This is a genomic window from Mangrovibacillus cuniculi, from assembly GCF_015482585.1.
Taxonomy (GTDB): domain Bacteria; phylum Bacillota; class Bacilli; order Bacillales; family R1DC41; genus Mangrovibacillus; species Mangrovibacillus cuniculi.
On record NZ_CP049742.1, the window covers coordinates 764572 to 780571 of the forward strand.

General features: G+C 35.4%; 14 protein-coding genes and 1 pseudogene. 11 read left to right on the top strand and 4 right to left on the bottom strand.

The window, feature by feature from the left end:
- Positions 1 to 77 precede the first annotated feature (77 nt).
- Positions 78 to 1259, bottom strand: a complete 1182-nt coding sequence (locus G8O30_RS03915) for an aminotransferase A (protein ID WP_239673686.1) — start codon at positions 1257 to 1259, stop codon at positions 78 to 80.
- Positions 1260 to 1403: 144 nt separating this feature from the next.
- Here G8O30_RS03915 and G8O30_RS03920 point away from each other — a divergent pair, with 144 nt between their 5' ends.
- From G8O30_RS03920 to G8O30_RS03935, 4 genes and pseudogenes are all read left to right on the top strand, one after another.
- Positions 1404 to 1931, top strand: a complete 528-nt coding sequence (locus G8O30_RS03920) for an RDD family protein (RefSeq protein ID WP_239673687.1) — start codon at positions 1404 to 1406, stop codon at positions 1929 to 1931.
- 227 nt (positions 1932 to 2158) lie between these two features.
- Positions 2159 to 2901, top strand: a pseudogene (gene map / locus G8O30_RS03925) (type I methionyl aminopeptidase).
- A 282-nt stretch (positions 2902 to 3183) separates the two neighbouring features.
- Positions 3184 to 4512 (top strand): MFS transporter, encoded by a 1329-nt coding sequence (locus G8O30_RS03930; protein ID WP_239673688.1) that lies wholly within the window; start codon positions 3184 to 3186, stop codon positions 4510 to 4512.
- Positions 4513 to 4662: 150 nt separating this feature from the next.
- Positions 4663 to 5565, top strand: coding sequence for a chemotaxis protein (locus G8O30_RS03935; protein ID WP_239673689.1), 903 nt, complete (start codon positions 4663 to 4665; stop codon positions 5563 to 5565).
- Positions 5566 to 5794: 229 nt separating this feature from the next.
- Here G8O30_RS03935 and G8O30_RS03940 read toward each other — a convergent pair whose 3' ends face one another.
- Positions 5795 to 6259, bottom strand: a complete 465-nt coding sequence (locus G8O30_RS03940) for a YkyB family protein (RefSeq protein ID WP_239673690.1) — start codon at positions 6257 to 6259, stop codon at positions 5795 to 5797.
- Between the two features lie 214 nt (positions 6260 to 6473).
- Between G8O30_RS03940 and ppx the strand changes: the two genes are divergently transcribed.
- Together ppx and G8O30_RS03950 are read left to right on the top strand one after the other, a co-directional pair.
- The gene (gene ppx, locus G8O30_RS03945) at positions 6474 to 8009 is read left to right on the top strand and encodes an exopolyphosphatase (protein WP_239673691.1); all 1536 of its coding nucleotides are present in this window, start codon (positions 6474 to 6476) and stop codon (positions 8007 to 8009) included.
- Positions 8010 to 8050: 41 nt separating this feature from the next.
- Positions 8051 to 10141, top strand: coding sequence for an RNA degradosome polyphosphate kinase (locus G8O30_RS03950; RefSeq protein ID WP_239674484.1), 2091 nt, complete (start codon positions 8051 to 8053; stop codon positions 10139 to 10141).
- A gap of 203 nt (positions 10142 to 10344) precedes the next feature.
- On the opposite strand, the gene G8O30_RS03955 is transcribed toward G8O30_RS03950, so the two are convergent.
- Positions 10345 to 10620: a hypothetical protein gene (locus G8O30_RS03955; protein WP_239673692.1), complete on the bottom strand. Its 276-nt coding sequence runs from the start codon at positions 10618 to 10620 to the stop codon at positions 10345 to 10347.
- A gap of 101 nt (positions 10621 to 10721) precedes the next feature.
- Here G8O30_RS03955 and G8O30_RS03960 point away from each other — a divergent pair, with 101 nt between their 5' ends.
- The 3 genes from G8O30_RS03960 to G8O30_RS03970 all read left to right on the top strand — a co-directional run bounded on the left by G8O30_RS03960 (position 10722) and on the right by G8O30_RS03970 (position 13664).
- On the top strand, positions 10722 to 11069 hold the full coding sequence (locus tag G8O30_RS03960) for a fluoride efflux transporter FluC (RefSeq protein WP_239673693.1): 348 nt from the start codon (positions 10722 to 10724) through the stop codon (positions 11067 to 11069).
- A complete protein-coding gene (locus G8O30_RS03965; RefSeq protein ID WP_239673694.1) occupies positions 11066 to 11422 on the top strand; it encodes a fluoride efflux transporter FluC in 357 nt (118 codons plus the stop codon). The genes G8O30_RS03960 and G8O30_RS03965 overlap by 4 nt, the downstream gene beginning before the upstream one ends.
- A gap of 148 nt (positions 11423 to 11570) precedes the next feature.
- Positions 11571 to 13664: a bifunctional diguanylate cyclase/phosphodiesterase gene (locus G8O30_RS03970; RefSeq protein ID WP_239673695.1), complete on the top strand. Its 2094-nt coding sequence runs from the start codon at positions 11571 to 11573 to the stop codon at positions 13662 to 13664.
- A 104-nt stretch (positions 13665 to 13768) separates the two neighbouring features.
- Here the strand turns inward: G8O30_RS03970 and G8O30_RS03975 are convergent, their stop codons facing one another.
- Positions 13769 to 14629: a metallophosphoesterase gene (locus G8O30_RS03975; RefSeq protein WP_239673696.1), complete on the bottom strand. Its 861-nt coding sequence runs from the start codon at positions 14627 to 14629 to the stop codon at positions 13769 to 13771.
- 148 nt (positions 14630 to 14777) lie between these two features.
- On the opposite strand from G8O30_RS03975, the gene G8O30_RS03980 reads away from it, so the two are divergent.
- Positions 14778 to 14993, top strand: coding sequence for a hypothetical protein (locus G8O30_RS03980; protein WP_239673697.1), 216 nt, complete (start codon positions 14778 to 14780; stop codon positions 14991 to 14993).
- Between the two features lie 109 nt (positions 14994 to 15102).
- Positions 15103 to 15858: a 2,4-dienoyl-CoA reductase gene (gene fadH / locus G8O30_RS03985; protein WP_239673698.1), complete on the top strand. Its 756-nt coding sequence runs from the start codon at positions 15103 to 15105 to the stop codon at positions 15856 to 15858.
- The last annotated feature ends 142 nt before the right edge of the window (positions 15859 to 16000 follow it).

The window sequence follows — 16000 nt, forward strand, 5'->3', positions numbered from 1 at the left end:
TAAAAAGAGCACCCTAATTTTAAATAGGATGCTCTTTTGTATTTTAACTGAAATCTGTCATTGCTCATTATTGGTAACTAAAGTTTAGAACCTTCAAATGATTTTCTTTCATTAATCTGGAAATATCCTTCTATTCTATCCATTCCTTCTTCAATAGTCTCCATGGAGCAAGCATAGGATAATCGTACGTAACCTTCACCATAAGTAGAAAAAGCACTGCCTGGAATCATCGCAACTTTTGCCTTATGTGCAACATCAATACAAAAATCATAAGAAGATAAATCCACATGTGTTGGTATTTTTACAAAGAAGTAAAAAGCACCTCCAGGTTTAATTACTTCAAAGCCTATTTGTTCTAACCTCAATTGCATATAATTTCTTCTCTCTTTATAAGCATCTCTCATGGGAAGTGCATCGTTTTTGCCAACAGTCAAAGCCTGGAGTGCTGCGGCTTGTGAAATGGAAGAAGCACAAGAAACAGTATATTGATGTACCTTTAATACCTCTCTTAATAACCATGTTGGACCAAATAGTAATCCAATTCTCCAGCCTGTCATAGAATGGGATTTAGACAACCCATTTATCACTACTGTTTGATCTGGTAAGTAAGTTGCAATGGAAGTATGCTCTTGATCATAGGTAAGTTCACTATAAATCTCATCCGCTATCACCATAATCGAACGATCTTTTACCACCTCAGCAATAGCATGCACCTCTTCTTCAGACAACGTAACACCTGTAGGATTACTAGGATAAGGAAGGATAATGCACTTTGTTTTCTTCGTCATTGCTCCCTTAATCAATTCAGGTGTGACTTTGAACTGTGTCTTCGTCGTATCCATGTATACGGGTTTAGCTCCACATTGAATAATAATAGGCTCATAACCTGGATAAATTGGAACTGGTAAGAGAACTTCGTCATCTGCTTCTAAAAGTGTTCGTAAAGTGGCATCTATGGCCTGGCTAGCCCCTACTGTTATGATTACTTCACTATTCGGATTATAGTTTAAACCATATTTTTCTTCTACAAATTTTACAGCTGCCTCTCTTAAACGGAGGTCTCCAGCATTAACCGTGTAAGAAGTAAATTGGGCATCGATAGCATCTTTAGCGGCTTCTCTGACATGATCTGGTGTTGGGAAATCAGGTTGCCCGATAGTAAATGATAAGCAATCTTTTATCGAAGCAATTTCACTCATAAATTGACGAATTCCAGAAATTTGGATAGATTGTACTTTAGGGGAAAGATTAATTTGCATTGCGCTCATCCTTTTTCTTTAATTCTTACATTTTACCATGTGTAAAAGAATACAGTATGTTTAAAAAGAAATAAACTAATAAAGGGTCTTTCCAAATCAAAGAAATTTCGTTATATTCATATGGATAAGAAGGGAGTGTTTCGTTTGTCTACATTACTAGAACAGGAACAAGAGTATAGAGAAGAATACGTATATGCAGGGTTTTGGAAGAGGTTTTTAGCGTATATTATTGACTCTATTTTTATCTCAGTACCAAGTTATATACTATCAACTATCATTCTTACAGTTCTTTTAGGAGCAGAAAGCCAAGTCTTAATGTCAGGTTCAGAAGAGGAAATTGCTCAATTTATGGAGAGTTCTGCTGGAATTGAAGCAATATTGACATCACTTGGACTTATTATTGTGTTAAATATCTTAATGTCTATTCTTTATTATGCTGTCATGGAAGCATCTAAATGGCAGGCAACACTAGGGAAGAAACTAGTAGGATTAAAAGTAACAACGCTAAGTGGCCAACGAATTGGTTTTGGTCGATCTTTTGGAAGATTATTAGTAAAATCATTATTATCACCAATCCTTATGATCGGTTACATCATGGCTGCATTTACAGAAAAAAAGCAAGCGCTACATGATTTAGTTGCCTCGACATTAGTAGTGCAAAAACATAAATAAGAAAAAGGCTTTGACAAATCTAAAAAAAGGGTACATTCATACAATTGAATGTACCTATTTACGTTGGTTCTTATCAGGTATCAACTCATTGTTTGTCACTCGATAAGCTCACAAACTAGCCTAGTGAAAGTCGAAAAAATTCACGGATTAAACTGACAAGAAAAAAGAACAGAAATTGTGTTATAATGCATAGAATGTGAGATGAAACGCGAGAGGAGTACGTATATATGATTATCCAAAACGAAAAAGATTTAGCTGGATTAAAAGAAATCGGAGCATTCGTTGCTTCTGTGCGAGATACAATGAAAGAAGCTACTGTTCCTGGGATTACAACAAAAGAGTTAGATCTAATTGCAAAAGAAATGTTTGAAAAAAAGGGGCATCATCAGCTCCAATTAAAATGTATGAATTCCCAGGATATACGTGTATAAGTGTCCATGATGAAGTAGCCCATGGTATTCCCGGTGACAGAGTAATTCAAGATGGGGATATTGTAAACATCGACGTTTCTGGTTTCCTTAATGGGTATTATGCAGATACTGGTGTTTCTTTTGTTGTTGGTGAAGGTGACCCAATTAAACATAAACTATGTGAAATTGCAAAAGAAGCATTTGAGGCTGCAATGACTAAAGTAAAAGCTGGATCAAAGAAAAATCAAATTGGGAAAATAGTTAACCAAGTAGCAAAGAAAAACAATTTAACAGTCATTAAGACACTAACTGGACATGGTATTGGAACTTCTCTTCATGAAGCGCCAGATCATATCCTTAACTACTTCGATCCATGGGATAATGAATTACTAAAAGATGGAATGGTTTTGGCGGTAGAGCCCTTCGTATCAACTGGAGCAGAAGAAATCATAACTATGGAAGATGGCTGGACGTTTAAAACTCCGGATGGAAGCTTAACGGCACAATACGAGCATACTATTGTGGTCACAAACGGCGAGCCAATTATCTTAACGAAATAATAATCCGTGGATACATGTAATTAGTATAGAAGCCTCGAAAGTATAGCTTGAGGTTGCTGCAAAACTAAAAAGGTACATTCAAAAAATCGAATGTACCTTTTTTGCGTTGTCTTTGAGTTAATTTAACTGCAGAAGTAGGACATTTACAGAATAAATCCCTGTGCAGTCCCTTTTGGTTAAGTCCTTGCTTCTTATCATTCTTGTAAAAATCATGTAAAGGAGAGGTTTTAAGCCTGTAGGTGTCGAAAAGGTATCATTAAAACACTGAAAAGGAGAAAATGTATGAATCCCTCTCGTAAATCAGTCAAACCTGCAACAGATTACTCGTCAAGTAGTTTAGAAAGAAGGGGGAAGGCACTTTTTTTTAGCTTACCAATTCTATCATGGGCACTCTATGATTTTGCAAATACTATTTTTTCTTCAAATATCAATACAATATTCTTTCCTTTCTATGTAAATGAAGTAGTAGGCAGTAATGCAGTGATGAATAATATTGCACAATCTTTTATTTCGTATGCCAATGCATTTGCTAGTCTCTTATTAGTCATTTTTTCCCCATTGTTTGGAGCGGCCATAGATCGAACAGGTAGGAAAAAAGCTTTTATTCTTCCTTTTACATTAATAGCTGTCTTCTGTACGTTTATGATGGGTATTGTTGGTGGGTTAGATAATTCAACAGTAGTATCAGGATTGCCGCTAACCTTTTTAATTGTCGTAGTTCTATTTGTAATAGCCAAGTTCTTCTTTCATTCTAGTTTAGTTTTTTATGACGCAATGATGCCTGATTTAGGAAACGCTAAAGAATTGCCATTGATCTCTGGATTTGGAATTGCAGTTGGATACGTTGGTACACTCGTTGGTTTAACGGTATATTTGTTTGTTGGGGAAGAAGGGAATCATGAAGCATTCATTCCTACAGCAGTGTTGTTTTTGCTATTCTCTATACCATTATTTCTATTTACACCTGAAAAAAAGAAAGAAAACATCACTAATGTTTCTTTCTTGGGAGGATATAAAGAAATAGTTCACACACTAAAAGAAATGAGAAAGCATCAAGCTATATTCTTATTCATGGTTGCTTATTTTTTCTTAAACGATGCCATTGCTACAGCAATAGCTATGATGGCTGTTTATGCTAAGGCAATTGTCAACTTTTCTTCTTCTGCATTCGTATTACTATATTTAGTATCAACCATTGCAAGTATAATTGGGTCTTTTCTCTTCGGATTTATCACAAAAAAAGTAGGAGCAAAAAAAGCAGTACTATTTGTTGGTTACATACTTGTAGTAGCTCTTACACTTGCAGTCTTTGCCGTAGAAACATGGATGTTTTGGATTGCAGGCTCTTTATTTGGTGTATCCCTTGGTTCCCTTTGGGTAACAACTAGAACATTGATCATTCAATTATCACCAGAGGAAAAACGTGGTCAGTTCTTTGGATTGTTTGCATTCTCCGGTAAGGTTTCAGCAATTATAGGTCCAGTCGTATATGGATCCATTACTCTTTTATTCTCTGAATATGGAACTATTGCAAGCCGAATGGCATTAGGCAGCCTATTGTTGTTCGCTATTGTGGGTATACTGATTCAAAGGAAGGTCAATCAGATATAAGGAAATAAGATTGTACAAAGGGACAACGGTAAATTCATTACTTTTGTCCTTTTTATTTTGTTTTAATATTCATTAGCCCACAAGTTTTTTCCTATTTTTCATGTTATAGTAATAGAAAGAAAGAATTAGATAAGGAAGGACGAGTGTCTAGTGAAAGAAAAAGGGATTCTTCTTGAAAGTGGCACAAATGAATTGGAGATTGTTGAGTTTGAAGTTGGTGGTAACAGATATGGTATCAATGTTATTAAGGTAAAAGAAATTATTCAGCCTGTTCCAGTTACATTTATTCCGCAAGCTCACCCTCATCTAGAAGGAATTATTCAGCTTAGAGGAGAGGTATTACCTGTTGTAAACCTATCGAAAGCTTTAAACATCCAAGAGCAAAGTAACAGTACATTAGGCAAGTACATTGTTGCAGAGTTTAATCAACAGAAGGTTGTTTTTCATGTTAATAATGTGACTCAGATTCATCGAATTTCATGGGATCAGATAGAAAAACCTTCTGATGTATATTCAGGAAAAACGTCACAAGTTATTGGGGTAATTAAACGTAACGAAGAGATGTTACTACTTCTTGATTTTGAACGAATCATTCTAGAAGTAAACCCTGACTCTGGAATTTCTGTTGATCGGGTGAGGAAATTAGGGACAAGAGAAAGATCTAATAAAAGAATAGTAGCAGCAGAGGATTCTCCGTTATTACGAAAATTACTATTTGATACGTTAAGAGAAGCTGGCTATGAAAGAGTAGACTTCTTTGAAAATGGAAAAGATGCATTAGCTTATTTAGAGAGCCTAGTTGCTAACGGTGATGCCATAGAAGACATTATCCAGTTGGTGATCACAGATATTGAAATGCCTCAAATGGATGGTCATCATTTAACAAAGAGGATTAAAGAAAACGTGGCACTTCAGAAACTACCAGTGATTATTTTCTCTAGTTTAATCACTAATGATTTACTTCATAAGGGTGAAGTAGTTGGTGCAGATGATCAAGTGAGTAAACCTGAAATTGAAAAGTTGGTTCTGAAGATAGATAAATTGATTTTATAATGGAAGAATTGAATTGGTGTAAAACAAAAGACTGGGACAAAAATTAAAAGTGACTGCACAGGGATCTTCGCTGCAGCTAGACATAGAACCTTTCCCGTAGGAGTCGCCCCCTTCCCGCATATTTATTCTGTAAAAGCACTAATTCTGCAGTATTTTAAAACAAAAAAAGGTACATTCGTTTTTTGAATGTACCTTTTTAGTTATGTCCCAGCTTCTTTTCATGAAGGGATTAACGAAACGACTCACCTAGCTTTTTGAAAACCGGTTTTGTGTAAGTTGTATTATGATTATTACTAAAACGATTCTTATTTTCTTTATGGCCTGTATAGGTAGATAACAAGTATTTGGCATCGGTTAACGATAGTCGTGTTTTGGGATTTCTAAAAGATTGATCTAATTTACCGAGATGAGGTAAATTTTGAAAGTCCTCTTTTTTAGGTGGTATGTGGAATAAATATTCACCGCATTCTACAAGAACGTCTGAACGTTGTTTGGCTAATTTTGGGTTTTTAGAAAAGTGTAAACCAATCTTTTTAGCTTTTCCTTCACTAATCAGTCTTTCTAATGCGACTTTCTTTAATGAATACAAATAAGTTGGATTGGTTGCGGTTTTTGCATGGCGATTAACCGTGAAAATAGCTTGTGAGAGGTTATTAATTGTAGGTTGTAAAGGGGTGTTTGTATGTCTCCTCAAGTATACGACTCCTTTCGAATAATCAGACTATTCTGTATGACTTACCTAATTATACTACTTTTTAGCGGTAAAGGGAAGATGTATGACAAAAAGTAGCAAAAAAATTGGGAAAAAGGTTGGATTGTTAAAACTTTGTCAATTTTATATGTAAACTTTCATAATATAGATGCTTTCATGTATCATAAACCTACAAGGAAAGGAAGATGAAGGGGTTATGAAATCTAAAATAGCTATTATTGACATTGGTTCCAATACCATTCGTTTAGTTATTTACGACGTACAAGAAGATGGAAGGATAAAAGAGATTGAGAATGTAAAAACAGTTGCTCGACTCAGATATGATTTAGATAAAGAGAGTGTGTTATCGGATACTGGGATAAATAAACTGTTAAACGCGCTTAGCGGCTTTAAGGAAATTATCCTGCATCATGATGTACAGTACGTAAAGGCTGTTGCAACGGCTACTATACGTCAAGCTAATAACCAGGAAACTATTCTTATTGAGGTGAAAGAGAAAACCGGAATAGATATTCAAATATTATCTGAGTATGAGGAAGCTTATTACGGTTTTGTTGCTGTTGCACTTACCACACCAGTTCAATCTGGAATTACTATTGATATTGGTGGAGGGAGTACAGAAATCACACTTTTCGAAAATAAACAATTAAAACATTCACATAGCTTTCCTTTTGGGGTTGTTTCACTAAAAAATCAGTTTTTGAAAGGAGATAGTGTAACTTTAGAAGAGAGAAAGAATCTACGTTCCTTTATAGAAGCGCAGTTGCAGGTGCTTCCGTGGTTAAAAGAAAGTAATAAATGTTTGATAGCAATTGGCGGTAGTGCAAGAAACGTTGCTCAAATGAATCAAGCGGAAGAAAACTACCCTATTGCAGGGGTACATCAATATGAAATGAATATAGATTCTTTAGAACGGTTGAGAGAAAAATTAGTTGGAGTCGAATATAAGGCAATTGAGAGTATCGAAGGCTTATCAAAAGACCGTGCGGATATTATTATTCCAGCAATTGAGGTATTTCATGCCTTATATCAAATGAGTTCCTCTACAGGTATCATGGTTAGTCGAAAAGGGTTAAGAGAAGGGATAATCTTTGAAGAAATATATGCAAACTTAGAAGATTTACAAGAAGTAGATGTTTATGAGGAAAGCGCAAAAGAACTGGCTGTAGAATTCTCCCTAAATCAAACACATACCAATCATATGAAAAAATTAAGTGCAGAATTGTTAAATGGATTAAATGATCAACATTCATTAACTGTGAAAAACGGGGATTTGCCGTTAATACAAAAAGCAGCAGCGGTATATTATTTAGGAGAGTATATTGATTCAGAATCGTCTAGTCAACATACCTTTTACATTTTAGCCAATAGATCTATTAATGGCCTATATCATAAAGAACGTGTGAAGATTGCTGCTCTAGCTTCATTTAAAAATTACAGTACGTTAAAACAGTATTGCAATCCCTTTGAAGCTTGGATTACAAAGGAAGAAATAAAAAAACTTCGAGAACTCGGAGCAATTCTAAAAATAGCATATGCTCTTAATGCAACGAAGAGGAATTTAGTGAAAAAAATAGAAGTGAAAAATGAAGGGAAAACAGTTTGGCTTTATATTTACTATCAAGGTAATATCCAAGCGGAACAATATCAATTTGAAAAACAAAAGAAACAGCTGGAAAAAGCAATAAAGCATACGGTTGAGGCTATTTACATAGAATGGAGAACCGAATAGTTAGGTAGAGGTGAACAATAGTGGAAAAATTAAGTTTAGACATGCAGTTCTCCAACCCCATTTTTTACAACAATAGAGAGTTAAGTTGGTTAGCATTTAATGAGCGTGTACTACAAGAAGCATTAGATGATGATGAGAATCCTTTACTGGAAAGGCTTAAGTTCTTGGCAATTTTTAGTTCGAATTTAGACGAATTTTTTATGGTACGTGTAGCTGGTCTAAAAGATCAAGTGAAAGCAGGCTACAATAAACCAGAGAATAAGGCAGGAATGACTCCTAAAGAACAACTTTCATCTATATCAACAAAAACACATGAGTTAGTTGAACTTCAATATACTACTCTTAAATCGGTAATCATGCCTGAACTGCAAGCAGAAGGTGTAAACATTATTAAAATGAAATCCGTGACAGAGGAGCAGGAATCCTATTTAGAGTCTTATTTTGATGAGCAGGTGTTCCCTGTGTTAACACCAATGGCCGTTGACGCCTATCGACCTTTTCCGATGTTACTGAATAAAAGTCTTAATCTAGTCGTTTGTTTAAACGACGAAGAAGAAGAACCACAATTTCAACGAAAGGTTGCGATAGTACAAGTTCCAGCGGTGTTAGATCGTTTTATCTCTATCCCGACAAACGACTCCAGTGAAGAGTATGTGTTGTTAGAAGAAGTAATTGCACATTTTGTTTGGAAGATGTTTAAGGGATATGACGTAGTTAGTGTAAGTCCTTTTCGTATTACACGAAACGCTGACATGACGATTCATGAAGAAGGAGCAAGGGATTTACTGTTAGAGATTGAAAAAGAGCTAAAAAAACGAAAATGGGGAGCGGCTGTTCGCTTAGAGATAAGAGCTGGTGAAATGGACGAAGAAATGATCGATTATTTACTAGATGAACTCGAAGTCCATAAAAATGATCTCTATGAAATTGATGGACCATTAGATCTTACAAGTCTCTTCTCCTTTATTAAACTTGTACAACCTTACCGAGAACATTTATTGTATCCATCGTTTATTTCACAACGTCCTATCGATTTATTACCAGACGAAAACCTATTTGAAAAATTATTAAAAGACGATGTCTTTTTACACCACCCATATGAATCGTTTGAGCCAGTATTAGATTTTGTTATAAGAGCAGCAGAGGACCCGGATGTATTAGCAATTAAACAGACATTATATCGAGTGAGTGGAGATTCGCCAGTTATTGACGCGTTAAAAAAAGCAGCGGAAAATGGAAAACAAGTAACGGTATTAGTGGAACTTAAGGCGAGGTTTGATGAAGAAAATAATGTTCATTGGGCAAAAGAACTTGAGATGGCTGGCTGCCATGTTATATATGGTATGACGTACTTGAAAACACATAGTAAAATTACTTTAGTTGTTAGAAGGAAAAATCAACACATCGAGCGTTTTGTTCATCTAGGAACAGGCAATTATAATGACCAGACAGCCAAGCTATATACAGATATGGGTTTACTAACAAGTAAACGAAAATTTGGTATTGATGCCACTAACTTTTTTAATTATTTAAGTGGGTATACCGAAAAACCTCATTTTCATCATCTTGTAGTCGCTCCATTTGATATAAGAGATGAGTTTATTCAGCTAATTAATAAAGAAATCGACTGCCATCGTCAAAATGGGGATGGGTATATCTTAGCAAAGATGAATTCCTTAACAGATAAAGAATTGATTATGAAGTTGTATGAAGCATCTAAATGTGGAGTGAAGGTTGATTTAATTGTTCGTGGTATTTGTTGTTTGAGGCCTGGAATTAAAGGTGTTAGTGACAATATTCGTGTTGTTTCTATTGTGGGTAGATTCTTAGAACATAGTAGGATTTATTATTTTCATCATAGTGGAGAAGGAAAGCTTTATTTAAGCTCTGCAGATATGATGACAAGAAACATGGAGAAGAGAGTAGAAATCTTGTTCCCTATTTATGAGGGACAGATTAAAAAGAGAATTATGGAATTATGTCACTACATGTTAAAGGATAATGTAAAAGCAAGAAAACAAAACCCTGATGGTGTGTATCAATATGTGAGACCTCTGTTGAATGAGAGACGTTTTAATAGTCAAGAAGAGTTGATGAGAGAAGCATATATTGTGAAAGAGGATGAGGAATAGAGAATTAGGTAAATACTGCGTAACAAACAAATAAGTGACTGCATAGGGAAAAACAGGTACATTCCTTAAGGAATGTACCTGTTTTTGTTAGTTTGATATTCACTCATGTATTAGTATTCTAAGTGATTTGAGATCAGTTAAAAAGGACCACGAGACGTGGTCCGTTCTTAACTGAGGATCTTACAGTTCTTTTGTTCTTTTTCTTATCTTCCAGTATAAATATTCACATTCTCTGTAACAGTTGGATAGCCTGGCATTTGTCCTTGTTGATACATTGGGTAAGGTGTCGGCACAGGATAAGGGTATGGTTGTGGGTATGGATAAGGGCCATATGGACCACAACATGGACGGTTAGTAAGCAAAGAGCCTACTGCGAATCCACCTAAACCACCTGCTAGAAATGGTAAGAGACCAAAACCAATAAAACGTTGGTCTTGTTGAGCGTGTCTCATGTAATGCATAGGATAATGTCGATACATTGTTGTACCTCCTCTCTATCTCGTATATCGTATGGTACAATTAGCTCGTTGCGCCTGTCCTATCAATAGGACAGTACAAACGTCTAGAAAAAGGTGAAAAAGTGAATATTTCCTTATTAGTAATGCTAGGTGGAGCTATAGGAGCTCTATTGAGGTATTCGGTATTTATAACAACTCCGTCTTTCTTTAATACTTGGTTTGTTAACATACTTGGTTGCCTATTCTTCGGATTCTTATCCAGTGTGACATTGTCTAACGGGAAAAAAGCCTTTCTTTTGACTGGTTTCTGTGGAAGTTTTACTACAATGAGTGCATTAATGGGAGATGCTTATTACTGGTTCCAAGAATCACATTACATACAGTTATTTAGTTGGATTTGCTTTCATATATGTTTTGGACTCTCTGCAGTCTATTTAGGTAAGGCAATTGGAAGAAGGGTTGTCAAATGATTTTTATTATAGCAACAGGAGGAGCAATAGGAGCGTTTATCAGACACGTAATAGTAACGAAATTAACGATGGATGTTTTAAACATAAAAATTGGCTTATTATTAGTTAATTTCATAGGATCTGCCCTTTTCGGTATGCTATCCTACATGGACAATTCCACTATTACAAGCCTATTCGTAGGTACGGCGATTTGTGGTTCACTTACGACATTTTCTTCTTTAATAATGGAAATGGTTCACTTTCTTGAAGAGAGAAAATATGTTGTTGCGATATATATTTGTACTGTACACCTCATAGGGAGTTTCGTTTTTTATTTAGGAGGAAAGCAACTAGCTGTGATTTTAATACAATAATTTAACATAAAGTAGTTCTTTTTGCCTAAAAATTGACGAAAATCGTCAAAAATTTTAATATGATATAGTCAAGAGGTAGGATGTATTAGTAGAATAGAAGAATCAGAACATCTCTGTTCAAAGCACATACAAGAATGGGTGGAAGCTTATGGATCAAGCTCAACACGCGCAAGCTAAATCAGATGGAATTATGAAAATAATCCTATATATTTTAGATCAGCATTTATCTGATATGGTGTTTTTAATGGAAGTACATAACGGCTATAGGTTTACCTATTCCTATGTTAACGAGTATGGCTTAATTCATGCTGGACTAAGCCCTGATTCCATTGGTAAAACTTTTCAAGAAGTATTACCACACGATCTTGCAAAAGAAATGCAGACGGTGTATGAGAAAGTTGTAAAAACAAAGCAAAACTTATCATACGTAGATGAAATGCAGGAAAGAGAATCGAGTAGATTCTATGAATCAAAGTTAACGTTTCTACCAGACATTGAACCAGGTAGAAGTTTTGTTGTCTCGGTTACTAGAGAAGTCACAAAAGGCATACAAGAAAAGCAATTATTGCTAGACTCTGAGCAGAGGTTTAGATCTTTTGTTGATCATAACGATGATGGTGTTATTGCAATCAATTTTGATGGGGTTATTACAGAATCAAATGATTCAGCTAAAAAAATACTACAATTCCATGACAACTCTCAAAAGAATTTTTTACATGAATATTTGGACACGAATGATAAAGAAGAAGTTGCAAAAGCAGTAGAAAGAACAAAGAATGGGGAAATTACGGTTATTTCGGATGTCAAGTGCAAGGTAAGTCCAACCAAGGTGAAAACCATTCAGTTTAAGACTGTCCCCATTATGGTTAATGGAGATGTCGTTGGAGTTTATGTGATTCTAAGAGACGAAACAGAAAAGGTAGAAAAAGCTGAAAAAATTGAATACATGACTCTGCATGACCACCTTACAGGTCTTTGGAACAGAAAAGCACTTCTAGAAGACTTGCAAAAAAATATGTCACCTTCTAACGGGCAACATCCTTTTGCGCTATTGTATATGGATTTAGATCGTTTTAAACACATTAATGATGCTTTTGGTCATAAAAAAGGTGATTCGCTACTTAGAGAAATTGCAGACAGATTGGTAAAATTTGTTCATTCAGAGATGAAAGTATATAGACAAGGCGGAGATGAGTTTATTATTTTAGTCCCTGCAGCTGGCATGAAGGAAGCAGAAAGAGCAGCGAATTTAGTTAATGAGATATTTGAACAACCTTTTGTTATCAATGACCAAGAAATATTTTTATCACCATCTATTGGAATAAGTTTGTATCCAACTAATGGTACTGACGCTGAAACGCTAATTAAACATGCGGACCATGCTTTATATGAAGTGAAAGATAAAGGAAGAGCGCACTATAGATTTTTCCATACAGAAATGAACGAGTCATTCTCTAATGCAGTGATGCTAGAATCTCATTTGCGTAGAGCGATAGAAATGGATGAACTAAGTTTACATTATCAACCACAAGTGAATCTTATTACTGGTGACATTGAAAGCTTTGAAGCATTGCTCCGATGGAATAATGGCAAATTTGGAATGGTTCCTCCTTCGCAGTTTATTCCATTAGCGGAAAAAACAGGGTTAATCCTATCGATAGGTAGATGGGTGATTGAAGAAGCTTGTCGCCAATTGAATAGTTGGAATAATAAAGGAATTAATACGAGGGTGGCAATAAATATCTCTCCTAAACAATTCTTTCAGTCTGATTTTGTTGGACATTTAAAGTGGGCTCTAGAGCATTTTTCTATTGAACCTAGTTCTCTTGAAATAGAAGTTACGGAAGGAGCCATGGAGGATACTCGAACAATGGTTTCTGTCCTTCAAGAAGTAAAGGAAACAGGAATAATAATATCAGTTGATGACTTTGGTACAGGATACTCTTCCTTACACTATCTAAAAAGATTTCCAATAGATATTTTAAAGATAGATCAATCTTTTGTTCGTGAAATGATGAGAAACGAAAAAGATGCTGCCATTACGCAGACAATCATTCATTTAGCTCATCATTTAGGTTTGGAAGTAGTAGCAGAAGGTGTGGAAGAAGAAGAGCAAGTAAACTTCTTAAAGAAATTCCATTGTCAGAAGGCACAAGGTTATTTCTTTAGTAAACCAAAAGGGTCTATGGAAACAGAGGCATTTTTATTAGAGTACAAGAAAGAATCTAAGCAATTACAGTAAAAGCTGTTAAGAAGATTATTCTAAATAATCTTCTTAACAGCTTTTTATATAGTATTTAGTAGCATGAACTCTAAGGATGACTATGCTCCAAGTCTCATTTACAGTCATTGAGCGGAAGCATTTCGAAGTGTAAATAGTGTTAATTCTGGGAAACTAAAATATCTGATTGGTAATCTAGTCATACCTATTCCTCTATTCACGTAAAGTAACAAAGTTTCATCATCTTCTTTTTCAATGTTGTATGAACCATTCACATATTTCGTTCCTTTTGGAGGAGTAATAATTGGTTTAATAAAAGGAATTCTTACTTGTCCGCCGTGGCTGTGTCCACTAAGTTGCATGGAAATGGAGGTAGTTGCAATAACATCTGCAATATCAGGTTCATGGGCTAAAAGTATGGAAAATGCGTCCTCTGGGATGTTTTTCACCGTTTTATTGACATCGGGAAGTCCTAACATAATATCATCTAACCCAGCAATAAAAATCTTATCTCCATTGAGAAGTGTAAGAGGTTCGCTTGAGTTTATTAATACTGTAAAACCTGCTTGGTTCATTATTTCTTCATATAAGCCATTACTAGAGACACCGAAATCATGGTTGCCGTATACTGCATATTTTCCGAAAGGTGCTTCGATGGAAGACAAAAAGTTAATTGCTGTATCGATCGGTATCATTGGATCATCTGGATTATCGAATAAATCGCCAGTAAATACAACGACATCAGGTTTCGATTTTTCAATCATTTGGAGTAATTGAACTCTCTGTGAATCAGAATCGTAAAATCCTAAGTGTAAATCACTGATTTGAGCTAGCTTAAAGCCATTAAATGACGTAGGAATAGAAGGGTGTTGCACATCAACTTCTTCTAATACAACGTTATTAGGGAATAAGTAAAGAGCAAAAAAAGCGTTTATAGAAAGAAATAAAGGGATAAAAAGAAGAAAAAGATTTTTTTTATTTAACATAAGAGCCTCTTTCATGATATATAATTGACCTTTTGGAAAAAAGAGCATACACTAACAATACTTCTCCTAAAATTTTTGCATATGATAATAATTATAACGTGTGTAAAGAGTTTTTAGGAAATGTTTCTTATAAAAAGGGGGACGTGACATGAAATCTGGTGATGTGTTAGAAATACTTTATGTGCCTACCACAAATGGGATGATGCGAATCTCCATTTATGGTTTTCAATCATCTGGTACCTCTGGATACGTTCAGGCTTCCTTAAACGATATCACCGTTACGGAAAAGGGAATTAATCGGAAGAAAACAGTTGTAAAATGTGTTACTTCCTTACATGAAATGATTATGAATTCACCTGAATAAATAGACGAAAAGCTAATTCTTAAGAAGAACTCTTTTGAATTAGCTTTTTTTGTTCGATTTTATGATATAATATGAGTGAACAATCATTCATTTTAAGGGGTGTATGACGATGCAGGGGAAAGTCGTTATAATTACAGGTGGATCTAGTGGGATGGGACTAGGGATGGCGAAGGAATTTGCTGAAAAAGGGGCAAAAGTAGTCATTACAGGTAGAGATGAGGAAAGGTTAGAAAAAGCGAAAGAGTCCATCAATGGAGAGGTTCTAACTATAACGATGGATGTAAGAAATCCAGAAGACATTGAATATACAGTGAACAAAACAGTCGAAACTTACGGTACAATTGATTATTTAGTAAATAATGCTGCTGGTAACTTCTTATGTCATGCAGAAAAGTTATCTGTAAATGGATGGAATGCTGTCATTGACATTGTTTTAAATGGAACTTTTTATTGTACAAGAGAAGTAGGGAACTATTGGATTAAAGAAAAGAAAAAAGGCGCAATTATTAACATGGTAGCTACATACGCTTGGGGAGCAGGGGCAGGAGTTGTACATTCAGCTGCAGCTAAAGCAGGAGTTCTTTCACTAACAAGAACGTTAGCTGTAGAGTGGGGTTCACAGTATGGAATTAGAGTAAATGCTATTGCACCTGGTCCTATAGAGAGAACTGGAGGCGCTGATAAACTATTCCAATCCGAAGCGGCAGCACAAAGAACGTTGCAAAGTGTTCCATTAAAAAGATTAGGAACTCCAGAAGAAATTGCAGGACTCGCGGCATTTATGTTCTCAGATCAGGCTGCATACATTAATGGCGAATGTATCACGATGGATGGGGGCCAATGGTTAAACCCTCATCCGTTTTAATAAGTATTAAGAGAATAAGGAATATGTCTCAGGAAGGTGCATTCATAAAAACGAATGTACCTTTTTGGCGTTGAACTTTAGTTAAAGCTACTGCAGAATTACTGCTTTTACAGAATAATTCTTGGGGATTGGAGTCGCCCCC

Coding starts and splice junctions, on each gene's coding strand:
- G8O30_RS03915 (WP_239673686.1), bottom strand. CDS start 1,259: ATGCAAATTAATCTTTCCCCTAAAGTACAATCTATCCAAATTTCTGGA.
- G8O30_RS03930 (WP_239673688.1), top strand. CDS start 3,184: ATGAATCCCTCTCGTAAATCAGTCAAACCTGCAACAGATTACTCGTCA.
- ppx (WP_239673691.1), top strand. CDS start 6,474: ATGAAATCTAAAATAGCTATTATTGACATTGGTTCCAATACCATTCGT.
- G8O30_RS03950 (WP_239674484.1), top strand. CDS start 8,051: ATGCAGTTCTCCAACCCCATTTTTTACAACAATAGAGAGTTAAGTTGG.
- G8O30_RS03955 (WP_239673692.1), bottom strand. CDS start 10,620: ATGTATCGACATTATCCTATGCATTACATGAGACACGCTCAACAAGAC.
- G8O30_RS03965 (WP_239673694.1), top strand. CDS start 11,066: ATGATTTTTATTATAGCAACAGGAGGAGCAATAGGAGCGTTTATCAGA.
- G8O30_RS03970 (WP_239673695.1), top strand. CDS start 11,571: ATGGATCAAGCTCAACACGCGCAAGCTAAATCAGATGGAATTATGAAA.
- G8O30_RS03975 (WP_239673696.1), bottom strand. CDS start 14,629: ATGTTAAATAAAAAAAATCTTTTTCTTCTTTTTATCCCTTTATTTCTT.
- G8O30_RS03980 (WP_239673697.1), top strand. CDS start 14,778: ATGAAATCTGGTGATGTGTTAGAAATACTTTATGTGCCTACCACAAAT.
- fadH (WP_239673698.1), top strand. CDS start 15,103: ATGCAGGGGAAAGTCGTTATAATTACAGGTGGATCTAGTGGGATGGGA.